Below are 17,376 nucleotides of genomic sequence, written 5' to 3' on the forward strand. Positions count from 1 at the left end.
ACCTTCTAGGCGGTCAGGTCGGCCAGCACCGCCTTCGCCGCCCGCCGCGCATCGTCCGGCGCCAGGCCCAGCAGAAGCCCCCGCTGACCGCCGTTGATCAGGACCTGATCGAACAGGATGGCGGTTTCGTCGATCGCAGTAGGCACGGCCTTTCGCTGGCCGAACGGGCTGACCCCGCCGACCTTGTAGCCGGTCAGACGTTCGGCGTCGGCCGGCTTCATCATCTGGGCCGACTTAGCCCCCAGCACCGCCGCCAGCTTCTTCATGCTGACCTCGCAGTCGGACGGCACGATGACGCAAGCCGGAGCGCCGTCGATCAGGACCATGAGGGTCTTGAACACCTGCTCTGGCGCCACGCCCAACGCCTCGGCGGCCTGCAATCCCACGCGCGGCGCGTCGGGATCATAGTCGTAGGGAAACAGATCGAAGGCGACGCCGGCCTTGGTCAGGGCGACGGTGGCAGGCGTGGTCTTGGACATCCTACGTCGTCTCGGGGTTCAGGAAAGTGCGGGTCAGTTCGACCGCATCGGCCAGGCCCATGCGCTGGACCTCGGTCCCGGGCGGCAGGCTGGCGAACAGGCGGATGGGGGTGGCGGCGTCCAGCATCAGAAAGACACCCTTGTCGTCGCCGCGCCGGATCAGCCGGCCGAACGCCTGGGCGATGCGGGCGCGGGCCAGGGCATCGTCATAGCCCTTGCCGCCCAACCGTTCGCGCCGCGCCTTGTGCAGCAAATCCGGGCGCGGCCACGGCACACGGTCGAAGGCGAGCACCCGCAGCGACCGTCCCGGCACGTCAACCCCGTCGCGCACGGCGTCGGTGCCCAAAAGGCAGGAATTCTCCTCGACCCGGAACATGTCCACCAGCGCCCCGACCTCCAGCGGATCGACGTGCTGGGCATACAGAGGCACGCCCGACTTCGCCAGATCCGGCCCCAGCCGCTCATAGACCGCCTTCAATCGGCGAATGGCGGTGAACAGGCCCAGCCCCCCGCCGCCCGCCGCCAGGAACAGTTCGCGCATCGCCGCCGCCGTCTGGCGCGGATCGTCCTTGACCAGATCGTTGACGACGATGACCCGGCTGTTGGCCGCATAGTCGAACGGGCTCTCGACCTTCAGGGTGCGAGGCGGCTCGATCAAACGCGCCGAGCCGGTCCGCATCCGCGCCAGATCGAACGGGTCTTCCTGCAAGGGATCGGAGAGGGTGGCCGACGTCACCAGCACCCCGTGCGACGGCACGATCACGGCGGCCTCCAGCGGAACCGTCGGGTCGATCCAGTGGCGACGCAGCGCCACGTCGTGGATACGGCCGAACGCCGTCTCGGCCGACAGCCAATCGACGAAATCAGGATCGGGCTGATCGCCCCCGTCCTCCAGCGCCGCCAGCATCGACCGCCACCCCGGCAGGGTCATGCGCGCGCGCCGATCCAGTCCGCGCAGCGCCCCTTCGATGCGCGACCGTTGCGACCCGTCCAGCTCTGCCGCCTCGTCGTCAAGGATGTCTTCCAGATGTCGCGACAGCGCCAGCAGCGGCGCCTCGATGGCGGCCAGGGCCTGGGCCGCCGCGCGCGCCGTCTCGGCGACCGGATCGGTCACCGGCTTCAGCGCGCACTCCATGCCGAACTCGGGGCCGCCGTACGTATTGGTCTCCGCCGTGCGGGCGCGCAGCTGATCCAGCGCGGCGGCCAGGAAGGCCTCGATCGGTCCGATCGGATTGACCTCGCCTGAGGCGGGGGCGACGCGGCCCGACACGCCTTCGCCCGGCAGGGCGGCGGAGGCGCGGATGGCGTCCTGAAGCGATTTCAGCGCCGCGTCATTGTCGCCGACCATGTCGCCCAGCCGCTGCTGAAGCCCGCGCCCGCGACGCCCCCGCCCTTCCGGCCCACGAATCCAGCGACGCAGCTCGGCCGCCTCCTGGCCCGACAGACAGGCGGAAAAGGCGCTGTCGGCGGCGTCGAACAGGTGGTGGCCCTCGTCGAAAACGATCCGCTTCAGCGCCGCCGTCTCACCGTCCGACTTCTGGCCCCGCGCCGAGCGCGCGCCGTCGAATGCCGCCTGGGTCAGGACCAGGGCGTGATTGGCGATCACCAGATCCGCGCGGCGGCTGGCGCGGATCGTCTTTTCCACGAAACAGGTGCGGTAGTGCGGACAGGCGGCGTGGACGCACTCGCCGCGCCGGTCCACCAGATTGGCCGCTCCCGCCGCATGAGCCGCCGGCATGGCGAACAGGCCGGGCAGCCAGCCGGGAAAGTCCCCGCCCGTCATGTCGCCGTCGCGCGTATGCAGCGCCCATCGCCCGGCCAGCGCCAGGCCGATCAGGTCGCCATTCCCCAGCTGGGCCGCCTGGACCATGTCCTGCAGGTTCAGGACGCACAGATAGTTCTCGCGCCCCTTGCGGATCACCGCCTTCTTCTTGCGCTCGGCCGGATCGGGCCACAGCGAATGGCTTTCGCGGTCGATCTGCCGTTGCAGCGCGCGGGTATAGGTCGAGATCCACGCCGCTCCCTGGTTCCGTTCGGCCCAAAGCGAGGCGGGCGCCAGATAGCCCAGGGTCTTGCCGGTGCCGGTTCCCGCCTCGGCCAGCAGCATGCGGGGCCGCCCCTCCTCATTCCTCGGCGAAAAGGCGAAGGCGGCTTCGGCGGCGTAGTCCGATTGCGTCGGCCGCGTCTCGTCCAGGCCCGAGGCCTGAAGCAGTTTCTCCAGCCGGATGCGGGCGCTCTCGCTGTCGACCGGGGCCGATCCCGCCTCGCCGCGCGGCGCCTCGTCCTCCCATTCGGTCAGGCGCGACCAGACATCCAGCCCCGACCCGCGATGCTGGCGCGCCCTTACGCCGCCGGCCTCCAGCGCCTGAACCACCCGCTCGCCCCAGGCCCAGCCCGCCCGCTGCATTGTCAGCGCCAGGACATAGGCCGCCTCGCGCTCCCGGTAGGCCGGATCGGCCAGTTCGCGCAGCAGCAGCCCCGCCGCCTCACGCAGGCCCGCCGCCTGTTCCTCCGCCGACTTCGGCTGGGCCAGACCCAGCGACAGCGCCAAGCCCGTCGGTGACGGCGCACAAAAGCGCGCCGGTCGCACGAAGGCGTAAAGCTCCAGCACATCCATCAGATCAGTCGATCGCGGCGGCGGCGTCAGCCCCAGCCGGCGCGCCGTCAGCGAGGCATGGGCGACCAGCACCGGCCCGGTGCTGAAGAACCCCTCGGCCGCCCCGCGCCCGATCTTCCGGGTCCCCGCCTCGTCGCACACCGCCCCTGCGCCCGGCGGCGTGGCGAGCGCCGGCGGCAAGTCCGCCCACGGCTGGGCGCCGGCCAGGCGGATTTCGGAAATGACGGATTCGTCGGACACGTCCGATAGATAGCGAGCCTGGGGCTGAAACGGAACGGGAACATGCTATATCCCGTCCGTGACGACCGCCGCCGCTCCCGCAACGCTTCCGCCCCTGTTCGCCGACTGGTTCGCGTCGCGCGGCTGGGCGCCCCGGCGGCATCAGCTGGAGATGGTGGCGGCGGGGGAGGCCGGCCGCCACGCTTTGCTGGTCGCGCCGACCGGCGGGGGCAAGACGCTGGCGGGGTTTCTGCCCAGCCTGATCGACCTGGCCGAGCGCGGACCGAAGCCGGCGACCGGGCCGGGGTCGGGCGTGCATACGCTTTATCTGTCGCCGCTGAAGGCCCTGACGACGGACGTCGAGCGCAATCTGATGACCCCGATCCGCGAGATCGGGCTGAACATCCACGTCGAGACGCGCAACGGCGACACCAAACAGTCCAAACGCCAGCGACAGCGCGACTTTCCGCCCGACATCCTGCTGACCACGCCCGAGCAGCTGGCCCTGTTCTGCGCCTGGGAAGGCGCCCGGTCCTATTTCGCCGATCTGAAATGCGTCGTGCTGGACGAGGTCCATGCGATCTGGAGCGGCAAGCGCGGGGACCTATTGTCTCTAGGTCTGGGTCGATTGCAGAGTTTCGCCCCCGACATGCGCCGGGTGGGTCTGAGCGCGACCATCGAGGATCCCGATCTGATCCGGGGGTGGTTGGCTCCGGGCGGAGGGGCTCTTGATGTGGTGACTCTGGTCAAGGGCGACCCCGGCGCGCCCGCCGTCATCGACGTGCTGATCTCCGAGGGCAAGGTGCCGTGGGCGGGCCACACGGGCCAGCACGCGATCCCGGAGGTCTATGCCGCCATCCAGCGTTCGACCCTGGCCCTGATCTTCGTCAACACCCGCTGGCAGTCGGAGTTCGTGTTCCAGCAGCTCTGGGCCATAAACGACGAGAACCTGCCCATCGGCCTGCACCACGGCTCGCTGGCGGCCGAGCAGCGGCGCAAGATCGAGGCCGCCATGGCGCGCGGCGACCTCAGGGCCGTGGTCTGCACCTCGACGCTGGATCTGGGCATCGACTGGGGCGACGTGGATCTGGTCATCCAGATGGCGGCGCCCAAGGGCTCCAGCCGCCTGGTCCAGCGGATCGGCCGCGCCAACCACCGGCTGGACGAGCCGTCGCGCGCGCTTCTGGTGCCCGCCAGCCGGTTCGAGATGCTGGAGTGTCAGGCGGCGCGCGAGGCCGTCGCGGACAACGCCTTCGACTGGGAGCCAGTCCATATCGGCACGCTCGACACCCTGGCCCAGCACGTCATGGGCGTCGCCTGTTCCGAGCCGTTCGACATGCAGGTCCTGTATGACGAGATCATCGGCTGCGGCCCCTATCGCGCCCTGACGTGGGAGCAGTTCGAGGAGGTGGTCGATTTCGTCGCCACCGGCGGCTATGCGCTGCGCACCTACGACCGGTTCGCCCGGATCGTGCGCACGCCGAATGGCCGCTGGAAGGTCCGCAACCAGCACATCGCCCAGCGGCACCGCATGAACGTCGGCGCCATCGTCTCAGCCGGCACGCTGAACGTCCGCGTCGCCAGCCGTCGCGGCGGCGCCTCGCGCCAGCTGATCGGCGGCCGCAAGGTCGGCGAGGCCGAGGAGTGGTATTTCGAACAGCTGACGCCCGGCGACACCTTCCAGTTCGCCGGCCAGACCTGGGCGTTCCAGGGCATCACCGGCACCGACGCCCTGGTCACCCACGCCAATGACAGCGACCCCAAGATTCCGTCGTGGGGCGGATCGAAGTTCCCGCTGTCCACGTCGCTGGCCGACCGGGTGCGCACCATGATCCATGATCGCGATCACTGGCGCGTCCTGCCGCCCGACGTGCAGGAATGGCTGGAGTTGCAGGAAAACCGCTCGGTCATTCCCGACGCCGAATCCATGCTGGTCGAAACCTTCCCGCGCGGCAGCCGGCATTTCCTGGTGGCCTATCCGTTCGAGGGCAATCTGGCCCACACCACTCTGTGCATGCTGCTGACGCGGCGGCTGGACCGGATGGGCGTCGGGCCGCTGGGGTTTGTCGTGACCGACTATTCGCTGGCGATCTGGTCGATCAAGCCGATGGACACGATCGATCTGGACGCCCTGTTCCAGCCGGACATGCTGGGTGACGATCTGGAAGCCTGGCTGGAGGAAAGCTTCATGATGAAGCGGTCCTTCCGCAATTGCGCCCTGATCTCGGGCTTGATCGAACGCCGCCAGCCCGGCGCCGAAAAGACCGGCCGGCAGGTGACCTTCTCCACCGACCTGATCTACGACGTGCTGCGCCGCCACCAACCTGACCATCTGCTGCTGAAGACCGCCCGCGCCGACGCCGCCTCGGGCCTGCTGGACGTGGCGCGCCTGGGCCAGATGCTGGCGCGCATCGAGGGGCGCATCCGCCACCAACCCCTGAACCGCGCCTCGCCCTTCTGCGTGCCCGTGCTGGTCCAGATCGGACGCGAACGGGTCAGCGGAGACGCCGCCGAAATGATCTTGGACGAAAGCGCCGACCTGCTGATCGCCGAAGTCATGGACGACGCCGAGCCAGAAGCCGCCGCATGAACGCCGCCCTGCGCCAGACCCTGTCCCCGGCCCGCAAGGTCTGCGGTTCGCTGAGCGTGCGGATCGCGGGCGAGGCCTGCGTATTGCGCTGTTCCGGCGCGATGTGGGTTCCGGCCCACGGCGCCCTGATCGTCGCGGATCTGCATCTGGAAAAGGGGTCAGCCTTCGCCGTGCGTGGTCAGTTGCTGCCGCCCTATGACAGCCGCGCCACGCTGGACAAACTGGAAGCCGAGATCGTCGAACTGAACCCGGCCGTGGTCGTGCTGCTGGGCGACAGCTTCCATGATGGCAAGGCCATTCCCCGTATGGCGGCCGACGACCGGGCGCGGCTGGACCGGCTGGCGGCGGGGCGCGACTGGCTGTGGCTGGAAGGCAATCACGACCGCGAGGCCCTGAACCGCAGCCTGGCGCGCGATGCGGAGGCGACCGCCCGCCTGCCCGGCCGGATCGTCGGCGACATGACCCTCGGCGCGTTGCGCCTGACCCACGAGCCGGAGGCGCTGACGGCCGACGACGACCGGCGCGGCGAGGTCGCGGGCCACCTGCACCCCGCCGCCAAGATCGCCGCCTACGGACGCGGCGTGCGCCGTCCTTGCTTCGTCACCGACGGATCGCGCATCGTCCTGCCGGCCTTCGGCGCCTTCACCGGCGGGCTAAACGTGCGCGATCCCGCCATCGCCGACCTGTTCGCAGCCCCGCCGTTGGCCGCCGCCCTGGGACGAGACCGTGTCCACGCCCTGGATTGGGCGATCCTGCGATAGTCTGTTCGTAAAGCGTTCAGCACGTCGCTTCACCGCATCTTGGCGGACGGCGATGCAGGATGACGGCGGATTAAGGTCACGGACACCCGCCTCATGCTCACGCCCCGCCGCATCGTCATGGCCGCCCGCCTCGGCTTCGCCCTTGCGGCGCTGGGCATGGCCGTCCTGATGCTGGGACCATTCCAGGGTCTGGAACAGGTTTTCGGTCTGAACGACAAGGCCGCCCACGTCATCGCCTTCTATGGCGTGGCCAGCGGCCTGTTCCTGATCGCGCCGAACCAGCGCCGCGACGACCTGGCCCTCTATGTCATCGCCGCCGCCTTCGGCGCCGAACTGCTTCAGGCCCTGACCGGCCGCAGCGTCTCGGTCATCGATTTCCTGGCGGGCGCGGCCGGCGTCGCCGCCGCCTGGGCGCCCGGACGGATCGAACAGTTGCGCCAGGCCTTCCGCCGCCATCCGGACATGACCCTGGCCGAGATCGATCGTCTGGATCGCCGACTGCGCCGTCGCCGCGTCGAAACCAGCCGCCCGGGCGTCGCCGTCCTGCGCCCCTAGGGCTCCAGCTCGATGTCCCAATAAAGATAGTCCAGCCAGCTCTGATGCAGATAGTGCGGCGGGAAGCGCCGGCCGGCGTCCTGAAGCTGCCAGGCGTTGGGGCGATAGGGTTCGCGGCGGATCGGCATCATCGCCTGGCGCGGCGTTCGCCCGCCCTTGGCCAGATTGCAGGGGCTGCAGGCCGCGACGATATTGTCCCAGGTCGTGCGTCCGCCCTGTGAGCGCGGGATGACGTGGTCGAAGGTCAGTTCGGCCGACTGACCGCAGTACTGACAGGCGAAACCGTCGCGCAGAAAGACGTTGAAGCGAGTGAAGGCGGGGCTGCGGTCCTGATCCACATAGCTGCGCAGCGCGATCACGCTGGGCAGCTGCATCTCCATCGATGGCGAGCGGACGACCTTGTCATACAGGGACACCACGTCCACGCGGTCCTGATAGACAGCCTTGACCGCCTCCTCCCACGGCCACAGCGACAGCGGATAATAGGACAGCGGCCGGAAGTCGGCGTTCAGCACCAACGCGGGAAAACCGGAGGGCGGTCGATGGAGAACCTGCATCAGGCCCTCCCGCTCAGACGGGGGGATTTTGAGGCGACAGAGGTGAGGACACGTCTCCTTCCCTAGTCTTGGCCTTGGTCTTGTCGATTTAACCTAACCCTGATTCCCGCTCATCGCCATGACCAGTGTGCAGCGTTTTCGTGACGTCTTGTCTCAGACCCCGCGCGCGTGGGTTGGAAACCCCGGCAGGGTCCAGCCCCAGCGCAGGGCGGCCGCGCGCAGCAGGAAGCCGGACAGCGCCGCGACGATGGCGGCGGGCCAGACGCCGACGCCCGGCGCCCTCAGCACCATATAGACCGTCGCCGCCAGGATCGCGGCTGTGACGTTGATCTCTCGCCGCAGCAGGATCGACGGCTGGCCCGCCAGGGTGTCGCGCACCACCCCGCCGAAACAGGCCGTCAGCGTGCCCATGACGATGCAGATCAGGGCCGGCGCCCCGGCCGCCTCGGCCTTGGCCGCGCCCATCACGCCATAGGCCGCCAGCCCCACCGCATCCAGCCACAGCAGGGCGCGGAACCGCCAGTCGCGCTGCCCCACCAGCCACAGGGCCGTCGAGGCGAACAGGCAGACCGCCAGATAGCGCCAGTCCTGCACCCAGAAGACCGGAAGGCCCAGCAACAGGTCACGCAGCGTCCCGCCGCCCACGCCGGTGATGGCGCCGAAGAAGGCGAAGGTGACCACATCGTGCTTCTCGCGCGCGGCGGCCAAGGCGCCGGTGGCGGCGAAGACCGCCACGCCGGCGAAATCCAGCGCGGTCAGCACGGTCTGCGGATTGCGCAGCGGTTCGGTCAGAGCCGGATCGAGCGGGGTCATGCCTGCGCATCCAGCGCGATCTCGCCGCGCTTCACGCCCGTGTACCAGGCCCACAGCAGGTGCGTGGCGACCGCACGATAAGGCCGCCAGACCTCGGCGCGGGCATAGGCGCCCTTCTGATCGGGTCGCACCTCTGCGCCGTCCGCCCAGCGGATCGCCTCCTGCAAGGCCACGTCGCCGCCGGGAAAGACATCCAACCGCCCCTCGCACATCATCAGATAGGCCTCGGCCGTCCACAGGCCCACGCCCTTCAGCGCCGTCAGGGACGCAATCGCCGCCTCGTCATCGAGGTTGGCCAGATGCTCCAGATCGATCTCGCCCGCGATCTGCGCCCGCGCGATCCCCTGACCATAGGTCGCCTTCTGTCGCGACAGGCCCATGCCGCGCAGTTGGTCCAGATCGTGCGCCAGCAACAGCTCGGGCGTGATCCCGCCCATGCCTTCGCGCAGTCGCGCCCAGACCGAAGCGGCCGAGGCCACCGACACCTGCTGCTCCACGATCATGCGGAACAAGCCTTCGAACCCGCCCACTCTCAGCCGCCATTCCAGCGGCGGCGTCTGCGCGTCCACGCGCACGAGCGCCGGATCGGCGGCGACCAGCGCGCGACGCGCGGCGGCGATGTCATCAGGCGTGGGGGCGAACGGCATTCGCCATGCTTACGGCCCGTCGCGCTTGTCGGAAAGAGCGGGGGCGCCGTTGAGGGCCGCAAACCGCTAAGGAGCGTCTTGATGTTCGCCACCCGCTTCGCCCCCTCGCCGACCGGCCGCCTGCACAAGGGCCACGCTTTCTCGGCCCTGACCGCCTGGACGGCGGCGAAGACGGCGGGCGGGCGGTTCGTGCTGCGCATTGAGGATATCGATCCGACGCGATGCCGACTGGAACATGAGGCGGGCATTCTGGAAGATTTGGCCTGGTTGGGTCTGGACTGGGACACGCCGGTCCGGCGCCAGTCGGATCATCTGGACGACTACGCCGCCGTGATCGAGGGCCTGCGGGCGCGCGGCTTGCTCTATCGGTGTTTCCGCACGCGCAAGGATATCCTGAACGCCATCGGCGGCGCGCCACACGGGGCGATGGAGGCGGCGAGGCCCGGCCCGCATTCAGCGGACGAGGAGGCGCGTCTGCTGGCCGCGGGTGCGGCCTTCGCCTGGCGGCTGTCGCTGGACCGGGCGCGGGAGGCCTTGGGCGAGGCGACCTGGAACGGCCTGAGTTTCGTCGAGGAGGGCGAGGGCCCGAACGGCGAAACCGGCGTCATCGCCGTCGATCCCGAGGCGGCGGGTGATGTCGTCCTGGCGCGCAAGGATACGGGCGTCGCCTATCATCTGGCCGTGGCCCACGACGACGCATTGCAGGGGATCACCCATGTCATCCGGGGCCAGGACCTGTTCCAGGCGACCCATGTGCAGCGGCTGATACAGACCCTGATGGGCTGGCCGGCGCCGACCTATCGTCACCACGCCTTGCTGACAGGGCCGGACGGGCGGCGCTACGCCAAGCGCGATCGCTCGATCACTCTTGCCGAGCTGAGAGCCAGCGGACTAACGGCCGAAGGCCTGCGCGCCGAGTTGGGATTCAGCTCCGCCGGCTGAAGATGCGCGAGGCGCCGTAGCCGGTCAGGGCGGCCAGCACGACGCAAAGCACGCCGTACAGCCACGGCCGACGGTGGGCGAACTCATAGATGTCGCGCTCCAGCCCGACCTTTTCGACCGTCAGGGTCAGGTTCGACACCGACTGCGGCTCGCCGTCCTGAAACAGCCAGACCTCGGCGTAGTATTTGCCGGTGGGCGCCACGGTCGGCAGTTTGACCTCGGCGCGGAACAGGCCCCGGTCGACGAACTCGACCCCTTGGGAATCGGTGTCATAGAGGGCGGCGGCCTCCTTCAGCCGGATCACGGCGCGGCGCCAGTCCAGATAGTCGTCGCCCAGACGGCTGACGACCACGTCGCGCACGCCGTAGCGGGTGACGGTGCGGCTTTCCTCCGGCGCATCGATGCGCAGGTGATCGACGCCGACACCCAGGCGGCGCAGCTGGCCGAAGTCGGCGATGTCGCTGAGCGGGCGGGTCGAGGCCGTCATGTAGAAGCCGGGCGCGCCCTCGAACAGCACGGGCCGGCTGTTCAGCCAGACACCCGAGGTGCGCGTCTTCTTGACCAGGCGGATCGGCGCGTCCGGCCCCCGCACCACGACCACCACATCCGCCGGTTCAGGCGTCGGATTGAATACGGCGCCGTAGAGGACGATCGACGCGCCCCGGAAACTGCTGTCGACCCGGACCTGGGCGTCGGTCAGGGCGGCGGCGACGCGCAGGTCGCCGGTCGTCGCTTCGGACCGATCGAGCGGCGGGGCCGCAACAGCGGGCGGAGGGGGAGGAAGCGCCTGCATCAGTCGGCGATCCCCGGCGCGATCATGAAGATGTCGTTGGGCCGCACGAACAGATCCAGCCCCATCTGGATCCCGACCAGAAGCACGATCAAGCCCAGCGCCGCGCGCAGTTCCTCGGCGCGGAACCGCCCGGCGAACCGCGCGCCGACCTGGGCGCCGACGACGCCGCCGAGCAGCAGGATGGTGGACAGGACGATGTCGACCGTTTGGTTCCGCCCGGCCTGAAGGATGGTGGTGATGGCGGTGGTGATGATGATCTGGAACAGACTGGTGCCCACCACCGCGCCCGCCCGCATGCGCAGGATATAGAGCATGGCCGGCACCAGGATGAAGCCGCCGCCCACCCCCATGATGGCCGAAAGCACGCCCGCAAAGACGCCCAGGCCGAACGGCGGCAGGGCGCTGATATAGAGGCCTGACTTGGGGAACTTCATCTTCAGCGGCAGGCCATACAGCCACATCGGCCGCCGACGCTGCTTGTGCGGCGCGGGCAGCCCCCGGCGGCGGCGCAGGATTTCCGTCAGGCTCTCGTTCAGCATCAGAATGCCGATGGCGCCCAGGAAGACGAGATAGGACAGGGCCACGACCAGATCGGCCTGGCCCAGCAGGCGCAGGTAGCGAAACAGCTCGACCCCCGCCAGGGCGCCGGCCGCGCCGCCGGCCGCCATCACCGACCCCATCTTGAAATCGACCGAACCCGCCCCGGCATAGCGGATGACGCCCGACGTCGAGGAGGCCACGACATGGCTGGCCTGGCTGGCGACGGCGACGGTCGGCGGGATGCCCAGGAACACCAGGATCGGCGCCATCAGGAAGCCGCCGCCGATGCCGAACAGGCCGGACACGAATCCGACCACCGCCCCCAGAATCACCAGGGTCGGCCAGTTCACCGAAACCTCGGCGATCGGCAGATAGATGTCCAAAGGACGCGCCTTCGGCTGGAGCGGACACAAGAATCGCCGTCAGGCGGGCGAGGTCGGGGACGACCGGGCGACCGATAGCCGCCCGGCGCCTGGGAATCTAGCCTGTCGCTTGAGTCTGGGCCTGCGACTGGGCCACGAAGGCGTCGGCGGCGGTGCGGGCTGCGCGCTGGGCCGTGGCGCTGGCCGTCGGGCGCAGGCGCGTCACGGCGGCCTGGGCCTCCGCATCGCCGCCGCGTGCGGCGATCATGTACCACTTCAGCGCTTCGGTCGGATTCTTGGCCACGCCGTCGGCGCCGGTCTCATAGATGCGCGCGACGTTGTACTGGCTGTCCGGCAGGCCGCGCTCGGCCGCGTTCAGCAGCCAGGTCAGGGCCTCGGCCTGATTGGTCGCGCCGCCGTCGCCTTCATAGAGCTGCATCCCATACAGATGCATTCCGCGCGGATCGCCGCCCTCGGCCGCGCGACGGCCCCACTGACGGCTTTGGACTGGATCGGCGGGCACGCCATTGGCGCCGTCCAGATACAGCTGACCCAGATAGGTCTGGGCAGGGGCGTAACCCAGGTTGGCGGCGCGCTTCATCCCTTCCAGGCCTGAGTTGTCGCCGGCCTCCAGCTTGCCGATCGCCGCCTCATAGTCCGCCGCACCGGGGCCGCCGATGTCGAAGGTCGCCTTCGGGCCGGTCGGCGTCACAGCCGACGCGGCCAGCGGCACTGCGCCGTTTGTCGTCGAGCCGCCGCCGAAGCTGGGCATCTCGAAGTCCGGGGCGCCGCCGTCGGTCAGGGACAGATAGCCATAGACGCCCCCGGTCAGGGCGACCGCCGTGACCGAAGCCAGAAAGGTCTTCTTGACCGTCGAGCCGTCTTTTGACGCCTGCCGGTCCAACCGCTCCTGCAGCTTGGACTTGCCGCCGCGCTTCAGGCCGAAGCCCGACCGGGGCGCAGGTTCCGGCTCGGACGGCGCGGTGATCGCGGCGCGGGCGGCGTCGATGGTGCTGCGGGTCGAGGCGGCGCGGCCGGCGGCGGCGGCGGCTTCCATGCTGGAGCGCAGCCGGCGCGGATCCACGAACTCGGTCTCGCCGCCGAAATCGTCATCGTCCGCGTCCAGGGCAGCCGCGCTGCGCTTTTCGGCCGGTGCGGTCGAGAAACCCGGCGACGTGGCCTCCAGCGCATCCTCGACGTCGGCGCCGCCGAAACCGCTGAAGGGCTGGATGATGGGCTCGACGCCGTCGGGATCGACCTGGCGCATCGGCATGTCGTCGGCCAGCGCCTCGACGGGCTCGGCCTCGGTCTGGGCGACGGGCGACGAGGGGAAGGGCGCGGCGGTCGCGACTTCGGGCGTCACCGGATCGCTGGACCAGGCGTCCTGGTCGGTGAAGGTTTCATCGGGGAAGGCGGCGGCGCGCCAGTCGCCTTCGATGGATGCGGACTGGATCGGCGCCGAGGCGGCGCGTTCCAGCACCTGTCGCGCCGGGGTCCACGCGGGCTCATTGTCCAGCGGCTTGTCGCGGATCGGCGTGGGCGCGCGGGCGTCGATGCTTTCGCGGGCCTCGGCCAGCAGACGGGCGGTGCGCTCCTCGCTCAGACGCATCCGCTCGGCCAGTTCGCCGGAGGCGCGGTCGTAGCGCTGCTCGATCTTGTCCGAGCTTTCCGACAGGCGTCGGCCGATGTCTTCCAGCGCCTGCTGCGAGCGGCGCTCGGACTGGGCGATGCGATCGCTCAGCTGGTCCGAGATGCGCGTGATCTCGCCGCCCAGCTTCTCCAGGGCGATGGCGTGGCGATCGTCGCTCGCGGTCAGGCGTTGGTCGACGCGGTCGACGTGGCGGGCGAACTCCTGGTCCAGACGCGCGGCGCGGCGGGCGACCTCGGTTTCGATAGTCTGGCTGACGACGTCGGCGGCGGCGCGGGCGACGGCTTCGGTGCGACCGTCGTTGTCCGTCTCGACCTTCTTGACCCGCGCATTCAGGTTGCGGGCAATGCGCAGGACCTCGCGGCCCATGGCCTCAAGGCCAATGGCGCCCTTCTCTTCGGACGCCTTCAACTGATCGCCGACGGCCTGGACGGCGCGTTCGATACGGTCGATGCGCGCGCCCGTTTCGGCGGCGTCCAGGCGCTGCATCATCTCGGCGCGATTGTTGTCGATCTGACGCGACAGGCTTTCGGCCAGTTTCTCGAAACGGGCCAGGTCGCGCGTGCCTTCCGGCTCGACGCGGCTTTCGGCCGTCCGCATGCGCTGGTCCAGGGCGGCGAACGAGCGTTCCAGCGTCTTCAGGGCTTCGGTCGTGCGGTTCTGGGCCTCGTCCAGACGCGCGCTGACCTGGGCCAGCATTTCCGTGCCGACGCCGGGGCCGGCGGCCTTCTCGACCGCCTCCATCCGCTCGCGCAGATCGCTGACGCCCAGACGCTGGCGTTCCTCGATGTCGTACAGGCGCCCGGTCAGCGCGCCCAGGGAAGTCTCGATCTTGCCGAAGGCTTCCCGGGTCGATGGGCCGGTGTCGCGTTCGAAGGCGCGCAGGCGGCGATGCCCTTCGCGCAGTTCCTCGGCGATGTCGTCGATGCGGCGGGCGGCGCCCTGGGCCTCGGCCTCCTGGCCGTCCAGCCGGCGCATCAGGCCCGCGACGGCCTGATCCACGCCCTGAATGGCCACGGTCGAGCGACGTTCGGCGGCTTCCAGCCGCGCGGCGATCACGTCGATGGAGGCGCTGATCCGCTGCTGGCTGTCTTCGACCTCATAGGCGTCGTCCAGACGGCGGCTGCGGTTGCGGCGTTCGTATTCGGCGGCCTGGGAGCGACGCGGCAGGGTGGCGTAGCCCTCCTCCTCGTCTTCCATGATCATGGAGTTGAGCCATTCGCCCAGAGTCATGCCGGACCGGCGCGCCAGATCCTTGGCGACCTCGCGTGCTTTGGGATCGATTCCCTTAACGCTCCACGGCGCTGCAGCGCTCACTGATTCGTCTCCCAGCCCATGCGACGAAGGCTATACCGTCAATATCGAGGGTGTAAACTGATGGTTAACCGCAATATCTAGCAGCGATATTCCAATCCTGTGGACATCGCGCCAGACAGCGGGATTTGTGAATCATCTCGGTTAACGCGGCATGAAGATTAACCTCCCGGCAAGGGTTCGCTTGCCAAGCGGCGCGGCTTTCGCCACCTGCGGCGCATGAGCCTGACCACCACCCTCGTCCTGCTGGGCGTCGCCCTCGCCGTCATGGTCTTTTGCGGATGGCGCGGCGCCCGGCCGCCGGATCCGTTCAAGGGGCCGCGCCTGATGCCGTGGCGGTTCCTGATGGTCGGCGCGGCGGCGATCGCCATGCTGCTGCTGATCCACCTGGCGACGCTGTTCGGCGCCGAGCGTGCGCCCTGGATACCTGGCGCCTAGAGACGGGAACCCGATGACGGCCGGTCGGTTGAACCTTGCGAACCACTCAAGGAGAGACCGCGTGTCCGACAAACTGACCCCCGCCGAGGCCGAGAAGGAATTCTGGAAGAGCCTGAAGGAGTCCAACACCGGCATGCTGGGCATCGATCGCCCCGGCTATCACCACCAGCCCATGACCGGTTTCGGCGAGGACGAGACGGGGACTATCTGGTTCTTCACCCGCGATGATACCGATTTCGCCCGTGACATCGCCGGCGGCGGCCAGAACGGCATGTTCTGTTACCAGGCCAAGGACGGCAAGGTTCAGGCTTGCATCCACGGCCGTCTGGCGATCGATCAGGACCGCAGCCGCATCGAGAAATACTGGAACCCCGTCGTCGCCGCCTGGTATCCGGACGGCAAGGACGATCCCCACCTGACCCTGATCCGCTTCGACGCCGACGACGGCCGCGTCTGGGTCTCCGACAAGGGCGCTCTCGGCTTCGGCTATGAAGTTCTCAAGGCCAACCTGACCAAGAGCGTCCCGGATGTCGGCGGCGTGTCGGACGTGAAGCTCTAGCAGACTGATCACTAGTCCGTGGTGATCTGGAAAGGCCGGGGAGCGATCCCCGGCCTTTTACAGTCAGCAGCCAGATACCCGCTCGACTCTGGATATTCGCGAGCGGTCCACTCCCAACGCATTGAGCCGATCGGCACACTCAAGAAATACATGATCGTTCGAGGCCAAGCGGACGATCGCGTCTTCGGCTAACGGCCAGAACTTGGCTCTTATAAATCCGACGCTGACCTGCTGGCCTTGGCGCAGCCCTCTGACCAGCGCCAAATCAACGCAGGCCTGGTCACGAGCATAAGGGTTGCATCGCGACGCATGATTGCGGCCCACTCCGTCAGTGATCACGAGCACCGGCAGCGCCTTGTAAGACGATATGCTGACGCGACCTTCGATGGTGACGGCTTCATACGAGAACTTGCCGGGATCAAGCGTCGGCGCCGCCGCGGTGAAGAGCGCGAAGGCGCCAACCGAAACAGCCAGCAGCATTACAACGACAAACCAGAAGCGCGACGCGGTCGACATCGCCTTCCAGTCATCCAACGTCATCCCCCGAAGCACCAGGCCAGGACGGCCTTCTGGGCGTGGATGCGGTTTTCGGCCTCGTCCCAGACCAGAGAGCGCGGCCCGTCGATGACGGCGTCGGTGACTTCCTCGCCACGGTGGGCGGGAAGGCAATGCAGGAAGACCGCTTCGGGATCGGCGAGATTCATAAGGGCTTCGTCGACGCCGTAGTGTTCGAACGCCGCCAGCCGCGCCTCATAGTCCTGGTCCCCCATGGAGACCCAGGTGTCGGTGACGACGACGTCGGCGCCCTTGACCGCCTCGCGCGGATCGCTGGTCAGGGTGACGGCGTCGCCGCCCTTGGCCAGGTCGCGAAGGTCGGGGTGGTATTCCGCCGGGCAGGCGACGTTCAGATGGAAGCCGAACTTGGGCGCCGCGTGCATGAAGCTGTGGCAGACGTTGTTGCCGTCGCCGATCCAGGCGATCGTCTTGCCGGCGATCGGCCCGCGATGCTCCTCGATCGTCTGCAGATCGGCCAGGATCTGACACGGGTGCGACCGGTCGGTCAGGCCGTTGACCACCGGCACGGTGGAGACGCGGGCGAACCGCTCGACATCCTCGTGATCGTTGGCGCGGATCATCACCGCATCGACCATGCGTGACAGAACGCGGGCGGTGTCCTCCACCGGCTCGCCGCGCCCCAACTGCATGTCCGAGGCCGTGGCGATGATGGACGAGCCGCCCAACTGGCGGATCGCCGCGTCGAAGCTGAAACGGGTGCGCGTCGAGTTCTTCTCGAAGATCATCGCCAGAACGCGGTCCTTGCCGGGCGCATCGGCGTCGGCGCGACCCTGGGGCCAGCCCTTTCGGGCGGCCTTGCGGGCATGGGCGTCGTCCAGGATGGCGCGCAGATCCGCCGCGTCCAGCCGGTGGATGTCGAGGAAGTGCCGGACCATATGTCTAGCTCCGCTCATCCCCGCGAAGGCGGGGATCTAGTGCTGTGGGCGACACCCGCCCGTCGGGTGGTTCATCCGCCGACCCCGCGTT

General features: G+C 68.8%; 16 protein-coding genes. 6 read left to right on the forward strand and 10 right to left on the reverse strand.

What is annotated here, in order from left to right; translation table 11 throughout:
- Positions 1-5: 5 nt before the first annotated feature.
- Positions 6-479: a Cys-tRNA(Pro) deacylase gene (gene ybaK / locus HF680_RS12215; RefSeq protein WP_045810636.1), complete on the reverse strand. Its 474-nt coding sequence runs from the start codon at positions 477-479 to the stop codon at positions 6-8.
- A 1-nt stretch (position 480) separates the two neighbouring features.
- On the reverse strand, positions 481-3,336 hold the full coding sequence (locus HF680_RS12220) for an ATP-dependent DNA helicase (RefSeq protein ID WP_185225252.1): 2,856 nt from the start codon (positions 3,334-3,336) through the stop codon (positions 481-483).
- A gap of 58 nt (positions 3,337-3,394) precedes the next feature.
- Here HF680_RS12220 and HF680_RS12225 point away from each other — a divergent pair, with 58 nt between their 5' ends.
- The 3 genes from HF680_RS12225 (at position 3,395) to HF680_RS12235 (ending at position 7,221) form a co-directional block, all read left to right on the forward strand.
- Positions 3,395-5,905 (forward strand): ligase-associated DNA damage response DEXH box helicase, encoded by a 2,511-nt coding sequence (locus HF680_RS12225; protein ID WP_185225253.1) that lies wholly within the window; start codon positions 3,395-3,397, stop codon positions 5,903-5,905.
- Positions 5,902-6,666 carry a ligase-associated DNA damage response endonuclease PdeM gene (pdeM, locus tag HF680_RS12230; protein WP_185225254.1) on the forward strand — a complete coding sequence of 255 codons (765 nt, stop codon included), beginning with the start codon at positions 5,902-5,904 and terminating at the stop codon, positions 6,664-6,666. Before HF680_RS12225 ends, pdeM begins: the two co-directional genes overlap by 4 nt.
- Positions 6,667-6,759: 93 nt before the next feature.
- Positions 6,760-7,221, forward strand: a complete 462-nt coding sequence (locus HF680_RS12235; RefSeq protein ID WP_055807718.1) for a VanZ family protein — start codon at positions 6,760-6,762, stop codon at positions 7,219-7,221.
- On the opposite strand, the gene HF680_RS12240 is transcribed toward HF680_RS12235, so the two are convergent.
- The 3 genes from HF680_RS12240 to HF680_RS12250 form a co-directional block, all read right to left on the reverse strand.
- Positions 7,218-7,778, reverse strand: a complete 561-nt coding sequence (locus tag HF680_RS12240; protein WP_026108602.1) for an HNH endonuclease — start codon at positions 7,776-7,778, stop codon at positions 7,218-7,220. The genes HF680_RS12235 and HF680_RS12240 overlap by 4 nt on opposite strands.
- A 153-nt stretch (positions 7,779-7,931) precedes the next feature.
- Positions 7,932-8,591, reverse strand: coding sequence for a trimeric intracellular cation channel family protein (locus HF680_RS12245; protein WP_039244011.1), 660 nt, complete (start codon positions 8,589-8,591; stop codon positions 7,932-7,934).
- Entirely contained in the window at positions 8,588-9,238 is a 651-nt protein-coding gene (locus HF680_RS12250) for a DNA-3-methyladenine glycosylase family protein (RefSeq protein ID WP_185225255.1), read from the reverse strand. The genes HF680_RS12245 and HF680_RS12250 overlap by 4 nt, the downstream gene beginning before the upstream one ends.
- 78 nt (positions 9,239-9,316) lie before the next feature.
- Here HF680_RS12250 and gluQRS point away from each other — a divergent pair, with 78 nt between their 5' ends.
- Positions 9,317-10,180: a tRNA glutamyl-Q(34) synthetase GluQRS gene (gluQRS, locus tag HF680_RS12255; RefSeq protein ID WP_205196252.1), complete on the forward strand. Its 864-nt coding sequence runs from the start codon at positions 9,317-9,319 to the stop codon at positions 10,178-10,180.
- On the opposite strand, the gene HF680_RS12260 is transcribed toward gluQRS, so the two are convergent.
- The 3 genes from HF680_RS12260 to HF680_RS12270 form a co-directional block, all read right to left on the reverse strand.
- Positions 10,164-10,973 (reverse strand): TIGR02186 family protein, encoded by an 810-nt coding sequence (locus HF680_RS12260; RefSeq protein ID WP_185225257.1) that lies wholly within the window; start codon positions 10,971-10,973, stop codon positions 10,164-10,166. The two genes, gluQRS and HF680_RS12260, sit on opposite strands and share 17 nt — an antisense overlap.
- Complete coding sequence (locus tag HF680_RS12265) at positions 10,973-11,896, reverse strand: sulfite exporter TauE/SafE family protein (RefSeq protein WP_185225258.1); 924 nt, start codon at positions 11,894-11,896, stop codon at positions 10,973-10,975. The genes HF680_RS12260 and HF680_RS12265 overlap by 1 nt, the downstream gene beginning before the upstream one ends.
- Positions 11,897-11,993: 97 nt before the next feature.
- Complete coding sequence (locus HF680_RS12270) at positions 11,994-14,840, reverse strand: hypothetical protein (RefSeq protein ID WP_317134061.1); 2,847 nt, start codon at positions 14,838-14,840, stop codon at positions 11,994-11,996.
- Between the two features lie 216 nt (positions 14,841-15,056).
- On the opposite strand from HF680_RS12270, the gene HF680_RS12275 reads away from it, so the two are divergent.
- Both HF680_RS12275 and HF680_RS12280 read left to right on the forward strand, forming a co-directional pair.
- Positions 15,057-15,275 (forward strand): hypothetical protein, encoded by a 219-nt coding sequence (locus HF680_RS12275; protein ID WP_045810644.1) that lies wholly within the window; start codon positions 15,057-15,059, stop codon positions 15,273-15,275.
- Between the two features lie 61 nt (positions 15,276-15,336).
- On the forward strand, positions 15,337-15,834 hold the full coding sequence (locus HF680_RS12280) for a pyridoxamine 5'-phosphate oxidase family protein (protein WP_185225259.1): 498 nt from the start codon (positions 15,337-15,339) through the stop codon (positions 15,832-15,834).
- Between the two features lie 63 nt (positions 15,835-15,897).
- Here the strand turns inward: HF680_RS12280 and HF680_RS12285 are convergent, their stop codons facing one another.
- Both HF680_RS12285 and argF read right to left on the reverse strand, forming a co-directional pair.
- On the reverse strand, positions 15,898-16,374 hold the full coding sequence (locus tag HF680_RS12285; protein WP_185225260.1) for a hypothetical protein: 477 nt from the start codon (positions 16,372-16,374) through the stop codon (positions 15,898-15,900).
- The gene (gene argF / locus HF680_RS12290; RefSeq protein ID WP_045810647.1) at positions 16,371-17,285 is read right to left on the reverse strand and encodes an ornithine carbamoyltransferase; all 915 of its coding nucleotides are present in this window, start codon (positions 17,283-17,285) and stop codon (positions 16,371-16,373) included. The genes HF680_RS12285 and argF overlap by 4 nt, the downstream gene beginning before the upstream one ends.
- Positions 17,286-17,376: the final 91 nt, after the last annotated feature.

This window comes from Brevundimonas huaxiensis, assembly GCF_014218725.1.
Taxonomy (GTDB): domain Bacteria; phylum Pseudomonadota; class Alphaproteobacteria; order Caulobacterales; family Caulobacteraceae; genus Brevundimonas; species Brevundimonas huaxiensis.

What these genes read in the sequence shown, in the direction of transcription:
- ybaK (WP_045810636.1), bottom strand. Translation starts at nt 479, where the DNA reads ATGTCCAAGACCACGCCTGCCACCGTCGCCCTGACCAAGGCCGGCGTC.
- pdeM (WP_185225254.1), top strand. Translation starts at nt 5,902, where the DNA reads ATGAACGCCGCCCTGCGCCAGACCCTGTCCCCGGCCCGCAAGGTCTGC.
- HF680_RS12235 (WP_055807718.1), top strand. Translation starts at nt 6,760, where the DNA reads ATGCTCACGCCCCGCCGCATCGTCATGGCCGCCCGCCTCGGCTTCGCC.
- HF680_RS12240 (WP_026108602.1), bottom strand. Translation starts at nt 7,778, where the DNA reads ATGCAGGTTCTCCATCGACCGCCCTCCGGTTTTCCCGCGTTGGTGCTG.
- HF680_RS12245 (WP_039244011.1), bottom strand. Translation starts at nt 8,591, where the DNA reads ATGACCCCGCTCGATCCGGCTCTGACCGAACCGCTGCGCAATCCGCAG.
- HF680_RS12250 (WP_185225255.1), bottom strand. Translation starts at nt 9,238, where the DNA reads ATGCCGTTCGCCCCCACGCCTGATGACATCGCCGCCGCGCGTCGCGCG.
- HF680_RS12260 (WP_185225257.1), bottom strand. Translation starts at nt 10,973, where the DNA reads ATGCAGGCGCTTCCTCCCCCTCCGCCCGCTGTTGCGGCCCCGCCGCTC.
- HF680_RS12275 (WP_045810644.1), top strand. Translation starts at nt 15,057, where the DNA reads ATGAGCCTGACCACCACCCTCGTCCTGCTGGGCGTCGCCCTCGCCGTC.
- HF680_RS12285 (WP_185225260.1), bottom strand. Translation starts at nt 16,374, where the DNA reads ATGACGTTGGATGACTGGAAGGCGATGTCGACCGCGTCGCGCTTCTGG.
- argF (WP_045810647.1), bottom strand. Translation starts at nt 17,285, where the DNA reads ATGGTCCGGCACTTCCTCGACATCCACCGGCTGGACGCGGCGGATCTG.